Genomic DNA, 6,164 nt, shown 5'->3' on the forward strand with positions numbered 1-6,164 from the left:
CCTGCCACCAAAGCGGACCGTCGTCAAAACCGCTGGCGGCCCTGCGGCTGCACGCCGCCTCACTCGGCTGCGGCGTGCTCCGCCATCCGGGTGACGAAGGCGGCGATCAGTGCGCGCAGCGCCGGTTCCTCCAGCAACGGCAGCGCCTCCGCCGGGTCCAGCCACTTCGACTCACGCTGGTGGGCTTCCGGCCAGGTCTTGTGCTGGCGTGTGACCAGCAGCGGAAAGACGCGCACCTCGCAGGGCACGGTCAGCCCGTCCTCCAGCCCCTTCTCGTAGACGAAGCTGCCGATCGACTTCGCCTTCACCGTCCCGCGCACGCCGGCCTCCTCATAGGCCTCGCGGGCCGCGGATTTCGCCGGTTTCAGGCCCTTGATCGGCCAACCTTTCGGGATGATCCAGCGGCGTGTCTGGCGCGAGGTCAGCAGCAGGATCTCAATCGAGCCGTCATCCCTGCGGCGATAAGGCAGGGCGCCGTACTGCATGCGAATGGCCTTGGACTTGCCGGGCACGGCGGTTCCCCCGATATTGCTGTCCGGCCAGCCTCGACCGCTCCGGCCCATCGGGAACGATTGCGCCATTGCCGGGGTTCCGTCCTATCCGGTCGCATTTTGGCAAGCCCCGGCCAAGCCTTGACCCGAGACTATGTGAAGACGCGGCGAGAGGCGAACGCCTTCGGACGCCGCGAAGGATATTTCGAGAATGAGCTTCCCCGTCACCCTGATCGATCTCGCCGGCGCCATCGCCCTGCTGCTGTGGGGCACGCATATGGTGCAGACGGGAATTCAGCGCACCTTCGGCCCGAAGTTGCGCGCCATCCTCGGCAGCGCCCTGAAGAACCGGTTCCGCGCCTTCTTCGCCGGCATCGGCGTGACCGCCGTGCTGCAGAGCAGCACGGCCACCGGCCTGATGGTGTCCGCCTTCGCCGCGGGTGGCCTGGTCGACCTGGTGCCGGCGCTGGCCGTGATGCTGGGCGCCAATGTCGGCACCACGCTGATCGTGCAGGTCCTGTCCTTCGACGTCGCCGAGGCCGCGCCGGCGCTGGTCCTGATCGGCTTCCTGCTGTTCCGCCGCGATTCCAGCACCCAGACGCATGATCTCGGCCGGGTCTTCATCGGCCTCGGCCTGATGCTGATGGCGCTGCACCAGCTGCTGCAGCTGATGATTCCCTATGAGGATGCGCCCAGCCTGCGCCTGCTGCTGGGCGCGATCTCGACCACGCCGATCCTGGACGTGCTGCTGGCCGCGGCCTTCACCTGGGCGGCGCATTCCAGCGTGGCGGTGGTGCTGCTGATCATGTCGCTGGCGGCCAATGGCGTGGTGCCGCCGGAAGCGGCCTTTGCCCTGGTGCTGGGCGCCAATCTCGGCACCGCGATCAACCCTGTCATCGAAGGGGTGTCGGGCGGCGACCCCGCCGACCGGCGGCTGCCATACGGCAATCTCATCAACCGGGGCCTGGGCGTGCTGCTGGCCATGGTGCTGCTGGGGCCGATCGGCGAATTCATGGTGACGATCGAACCCGACAACGCCCGCGCCGTGGCGGATTTCCACACCCTGTTCAACTTGGCGCTAGCGGTGATTTTCTTCCCGCTGCTCACGCCCTACGCCAAGCTGCTGCGGCGCCTGCTGCCGCGGCGTGTCGACCCGGCCGACCCGTCACGGCCGCTCTATCTCGACGCCGCGGCGCGCGAGACGCCGATCGTCGCGCTGGGTGGTGCTGCGCGTGAGGCGATGCGCCTGTCGGACGTGCTGGAGACGATGCTGCACGGCGCCCGCGATGCGTTGCAGACCGGCGACCGCCGGCTGATCGCCGAGACCCACCGCATGGACGACGTGCTGGATCACCTGAACACCGCGATCAAGAACTACCTCACCTCGCTCGACCCCGACGGGCTCAGCGAGGCGGACCACCGCCGGCTCGGCGAGATCCTGAACTTCGCCATGAACATGGAACAGGCCGGCGACGTGGTGGACCGCAACCTGCTGCCGCACGCCACCAAGCGGATGAAGCGCGGCCTGGTGTTCTCGAAGGAGGGGGAGGCCGAGCTGCTGTCGATGATGGACCGGCTGGCCGTCAACCTGCGCACCGCCGCGTCGCTGTTCATGACCGAAGATCGCCGCACCGCCCGGATGCTGGTCGAGGAGAAGGTGACGTTCCGCGACCTGGAGGCGGCGGCCACCCAGTCGCATTTCGACCGGCTGCGCACCGGCCGGCGCGACACGGCGGAGACCAGCGCGCTGCATCTCGATTTGCTGCGCGACATGAAGCGGGTCAACGGCCAAATCGTGGCGGCCGCCGCCTATCCGGTGCTGGAGCGTGCGGGCGAATTGCTGACCAGCCGGGTGACGGACAACGACAGGAGCTGATGGGCAGGGTCTACGAACCGGCCCCGACCGTCCGGCACCAGGCCTCCAGCTCCGCCGTCACCGCCCCGGCCAGCCGCCGGCCGCGTTCGAAGCCCCACCACAGCACGGCGCCCTGCCACCGCGCCGCCATCAGCCGGCCGAGATCCGGCCGCGGCCCGGACGCATCGGCCAGCCGCCGGCCCAGCACGCCGGCCAGTCTCTCGCCCCAGGCCACGCCGCGGCGGCGCAGCACCGGGTCGCGCATGTCCTCGCGCAGCACCAGCAGCCCTTCGGCATAGTCGTCGCCCTCGCCATAGTCGCCGGACAGGGCGACCAGCAACGCCACCGCCCCAGCGGGGGTCGCGGGCGCTGCCGCATCGGCCTCGGCGGTGCGGGCGTCCAGCTGGTCCCAGGCGCGCAGCAGCGCCGTCTGCACCAGTGCCGGCTTGGTGCCGAAGCGCTGCACCAGCGTGGCGGGGGCCAGCCCGGTCTCCGCCGCCACCGCGGCGAAGGTCGTGCCCTCCGGCCCGACCCGGCGCATCACCGCCAGGGCACCGTCGAGCAGCGCTTCGTCGGACAGGGAACGGGGGCGGGGCACGGCACTCTCTATTGTAAACGAATGTTCATTTATGGGATGGCCGAGCCCGCTGCGCAACGCCGGCCGGCGTCAGTGCCGGGGTGTGCCCGGCGGTGTCTCGATCACATCCAGCGCCAGCCGCTCGATGACGAAGGTGTCGTGTGCTGTGGATCGGGCGGTCATGATTCGGCTCCGGGCTCATCGGCGGTGTCGGCCAGGTATTGGTCCAGGCGGTCGAAGCGATCGGTCCAGGACGCCTTGCGCGCCGCGACCCATTGCTCGATCTGGGCCAGCGCGGCTGTCTCGATCCGGTAGGTGCGGACACGGCCGGCCTTGTCGGACAGCACGATGCCGCCCGCCTCCAGCACATGCAGGTGTTTCAGCACCGACGGCAGGGCCATCGCCAGCGGCCGCGCCAGCTCCTTCACCGAGGCGGGGCCGCGGCCCAGCCGTTCGACCATGGCGCGCCGGGTTGGGTCCGCCAGCGCGTGGAACAGGCGGTCGAGATGGGCGGCGTCGGGGGGCTGGTGGGATCCCTGCATGGCCCACTAGGCCAGGAAGCGGGCGGGGATGGCGTCCCGCATCGGGAACAGGGGAAAATAGGGCTGCGCCTCCCGCAGCGTGCGCGCCACCGACGCGCGGTCGGCCAGGCGGTCGAAATAGGCGGCGGTGCGCGGATGCTCGGGGCCCAGCGGTACGATGATGGTGGCGTAGAACAGCGCGGGTGCGGCGGCGCAATCGGCGATGCCGAAGTCGTCGCCATTGGCCCAGGGGCCCTGCTCCAGCTGCCGTTCGATCATGCCATAGGCCATCGCCAGCGTCGCCCGGGCCTCCGCGGCGCCCTGCGGATCCTTGCCGTCGGCCGGCCGCATCCGGTCGGCCACCAGCTTCTGCATCGGCCCCTGGACATAGAGGTCGAAGAACCGGTCCCACAGCCGCGCCTGCAGCGCCTGGTCCGCATCCTGCGGGATCATCGGCGCCGGACCGGGATGATGCCGGTCGAGATACTCGATGATGATGCTGGTTTCCGGGATCGTCCGGCCGCGGCCGGCATCGTGCAGCACCGGCATCTTGCCCACCGGCCACAGGTCCAGGAACGCGGCAGCCGAGGCCGGGTTGCCGAAATCGACGATGCGGCCCTCGAACGGCGTCCCGGCCTCGTACAGGGCGATCAGGACCTTGTGGCAGAACGACGCCAGGGGATGGAAATACAGGGTCAGGGCCATCGTCGCGCTCCCTTGGGCGGATAGTTTCTGCATCAGCTAACTATCAGGCCGGACCGGGAGCTGCAAGAATTGGTTTCCGCTTTGGCTTACTATTCGTGAAGCATCGAATGCAGGCCGTCGGTTCGGCATCGGCCGGCCTCCAGGCCGGCAGGGGCGGTCGGGACCCGTGCGCCGGATTCGGGGCAAGCAGGCCGAGCTGCAGCGCCGTGGTCACGACCTCGGTCCGGCTCGACGCCCGCAGCTTCCAGATCAACGATTTGACGTGGTCCTCGACCGTGTGCACGGACAGGCCGACCCCGGCGACGGGACGCCGGTCTTCCGGACTGGCCGCCGGGCTGCGATAATGGCGTCGCGGATCGACGGCAATCGCGGGAGGACGGGATGCTGGATCACGTGACGATCGGGGTCGGCGATTTCGCGCTGTCGCAGGCCTTCTATGACGCGGCGCTGGCGGCGATCGGCATCACCCGGCTGTATGCCGATGGCGAGGACGCCGCCGGCTATGGCGTCGGCCGGAAGGCCTTCTTCTGGATCGGGCTCAAGCCCGGCGGCGTCACCGGCACCCATGTCGCCTTTGCCGCGCCGGACTGGGCGGCCGTGGACCGGTTCCACGCCGCGGCGCTGGCCGCCGGCGGCCGCGACAATGGCGGGCCCGGGCCGCGGCCGCAGTACCACCCGGACTATTACGGCGCCTTCATCCTCGACCCGGACGGGCACAACATCGAGGCGGTCTGCCGCGACGCCCCCTGATCATGTGGGGATGCTGAATTTTGCCCGGGTGGAATTGACGGGCGATTTTTACCCGGGTATAAGGCGGCACTTCCAGTTTGCGCCGCAGGAGGGCGCCATGACCCCGGATGCCACCGATACACCGATCCCGACCTGCACCGCCTTCGAGGGCGCCCGCCGCATCGCCTCCGGCCCCTTGGCCGATGTCGCGCTGGCGGTGAAGCGGGCGGCCGACAGCGGCGGCACGGCGCCGGTGCTGGTGTTCGATGACGCCACCAGCCTGCTGGTCGAATTCGACCTGCGCGGCAGCGAGGCCGAGGTGCTGGCCCGGCTTCCGGCCGCTGCGGACGTCCCGGCGGTGGAGGGGCCGCGTGGCCCGGGCCGGCCGCGGCTGGGCGTCGTCGCCCGCGAGGTAACGCTGCTGCCGAGGCATTGGGACTGGCTGGCGCAGCAGCCCGGCGGCGCTTCGGTGACGCTGCGCCGCCTGGTCGACGAGGCCCGGCGCAGCGGCGAGGGGCGCGACCGGCAGCGCCAGGCGCAGGACGCCGTCTATCGCTTCATGCGGGCGATGGCGGGCGACCGGCCCGGCTTCGAGGACGCGTCGCGCGCGCTGTTCGCCCAGGATGGCGCACGCTTCCAGGCGCTGGCCGCTTCCTGGCCGGACGACATCCGGGATCATGCATTGCGGCTGGCCGCCTTGGTTTTTGACGGGGTCGTATTCGACGCGCCCCGGCCGGCCTGAGGGGGGAAGGGCTCATCATGTCCAAAGTCATCGACACCGCCGCCCCGCGTCCCGGGCCGCCGCCCGCCGTCACGGCACCCGCCTCATCCCTGTGGAAGACGTTCCTGCTGTTCCTCGGGCCGATGATGCTCAGCAACATCCTCCAGGCCCTGTCCGGCACCATCAACGGCATTTATCTCGGCCAGATGATCGGGGTCGGGGCGCTGGCTGCCGTCTCGGCCTTCTTCCCGATCCTGTTCTTCTTCATCTCGTTCATCATCGGCCTCGGCGGCGGCGCCGCGGTGCTGATCGGCCAGGCCTGGGGCGCCAAGGACCCGGACAAGGTCAAGGCGATCGCTGGCACGACGCTGTCGGTGACAATCCTGGCCGGGCTGTTCGTCGCCCTGTTCGGCGGTGCCTTCGCCCGGTCGCTGCTGGCCGCGGTGGGAACGCCGCCCGACATCCTGGCGGATTCCGCCGCCTATGGCCGGATCATGCTGATCGCCATGCCGGGGCTGTTCGTGTTCCTGCTGATGACGTCGATGATGCGCGGCGTCAGCAGCAG

8 protein-coding genes are annotated in these 6,164 nt (G+C 69.9%); 4 read left to right on the plus strand and 4 right to left on the minus strand.

The window, feature by feature from the left end; translation table 11 throughout:
- Nucleotides 1-59: 59 nt before the first annotated feature.
- Nucleotides 60-512: an NUDIX hydrolase gene (locus AC3XYG_RS11670; protein WP_489140000.1), complete on the minus strand. Its 453-nt coding sequence runs from the start codon at nucleotides 510-512 to the stop codon at nucleotides 60-62.
- A 190-nt stretch (nucleotides 513-702) separates the two neighbouring features.
- Between AC3XYG_RS11670 and AC3XYG_RS11675 the strand changes: the two genes are divergently transcribed.
- On the plus strand, nucleotides 703-2,367 hold the full coding sequence (locus AC3XYG_RS11675) for a Na/Pi cotransporter family protein (protein WP_489140001.1): 1,665 nt from the start codon (nucleotides 703-705) through the stop codon (nucleotides 2,365-2,367).
- A gap of 10 nt (nucleotides 2,368-2,377) precedes the next feature.
- Here AC3XYG_RS11675 and AC3XYG_RS11680 read toward each other — a convergent pair whose 3' ends face one another.
- The 3 genes from AC3XYG_RS11680 to AC3XYG_RS11690 form a co-directional block, all read right to left on the minus strand.
- Nucleotides 2,378-2,944, minus strand: coding sequence for a TetR family transcriptional regulator (locus tag AC3XYG_RS11680; protein WP_489140002.1), 567 nt, complete (start codon nucleotides 2,942-2,944; stop codon nucleotides 2,378-2,380).
- A gap of 158 nt (nucleotides 2,945-3,102) precedes the next feature.
- The gene (locus AC3XYG_RS11685; RefSeq protein ID WP_489140003.1) at nucleotides 3,103-3,465 is read right to left on the minus strand and encodes an ArsR/SmtB family transcription factor; all 363 of its coding nucleotides are present in this window, start codon (nucleotides 3,463-3,465) and stop codon (nucleotides 3,103-3,105) included.
- A gap of 6 nt (nucleotides 3,466-3,471) precedes the next feature.
- The gene (locus AC3XYG_RS11690; protein ID WP_489140004.1) at nucleotides 3,472-4,149 is read right to left on the minus strand and encodes a glutathione S-transferase family protein; all 678 of its coding nucleotides are present in this window, start codon (nucleotides 4,147-4,149) and stop codon (nucleotides 3,472-3,474) included.
- A 381-nt stretch (nucleotides 4,150-4,530) separates the two neighbouring features.
- On the opposite strand from AC3XYG_RS11690, the gene AC3XYG_RS11695 reads away from it, so the two are divergent.
- From AC3XYG_RS11695 to AC3XYG_RS11705, 3 genes are all read left to right on the plus strand, one after another.
- Complete coding sequence (locus AC3XYG_RS11695) at nucleotides 4,531-4,899, plus strand: VOC family protein (RefSeq protein ID WP_489140005.1); 369 nt, start codon at nucleotides 4,531-4,533, stop codon at nucleotides 4,897-4,899.
- A gap of 97 nt (nucleotides 4,900-4,996) precedes the next feature.
- Nucleotides 4,997-5,620, plus strand: coding sequence for a DUF2239 family protein (locus AC3XYG_RS11700; RefSeq protein ID WP_489140006.1), 624 nt, complete (start codon nucleotides 4,997-4,999; stop codon nucleotides 5,618-5,620).
- 17 nt (nucleotides 5,621-5,637) lie between these two features.
- The coding region (locus AC3XYG_RS11705) for an MATE family efflux transporter (protein WP_489140007.1) at nucleotides 5,638-6,164 on the plus strand (527 nt) is incomplete at its 3' end.

This window comes from Inquilinus sp. (genome assembly GCF_057815775.1).

What these genes read in the sequence shown, in the direction of transcription:
- AC3XYG_RS11685 (WP_489140003.1), bottom strand. Translation starts at nt 3,465, where the DNA reads ATGCAGGGATCCCACCAGCCCCCCGACGCCGCCCATCTCGACCGCCTG.
- AC3XYG_RS11675 (WP_489140001.1), top strand. Translation starts at nt 703, where the DNA reads ATGAGCTTCCCCGTCACCCTGATCGATCTCGCCGGCGCCATCGCCCTG.
- AC3XYG_RS11700 (WP_489140006.1), top strand. Translation starts at nt 4,997, where the DNA reads ATGACCCCGGATGCCACCGATACACCGATCCCGACCTGCACCGCCTTC.
- AC3XYG_RS11695 (WP_489140005.1), top strand. Translation starts at nt 4,531, where the DNA reads ATGCTGGATCACGTGACGATCGGGGTCGGCGATTTCGCGCTGTCGCAG.
- AC3XYG_RS11690 (WP_489140004.1), bottom strand. Translation starts at nt 4,149, where the DNA reads ATGGCCCTGACCCTGTATTTCCATCCCCTGGCGTCGTTCTGCCACAAG.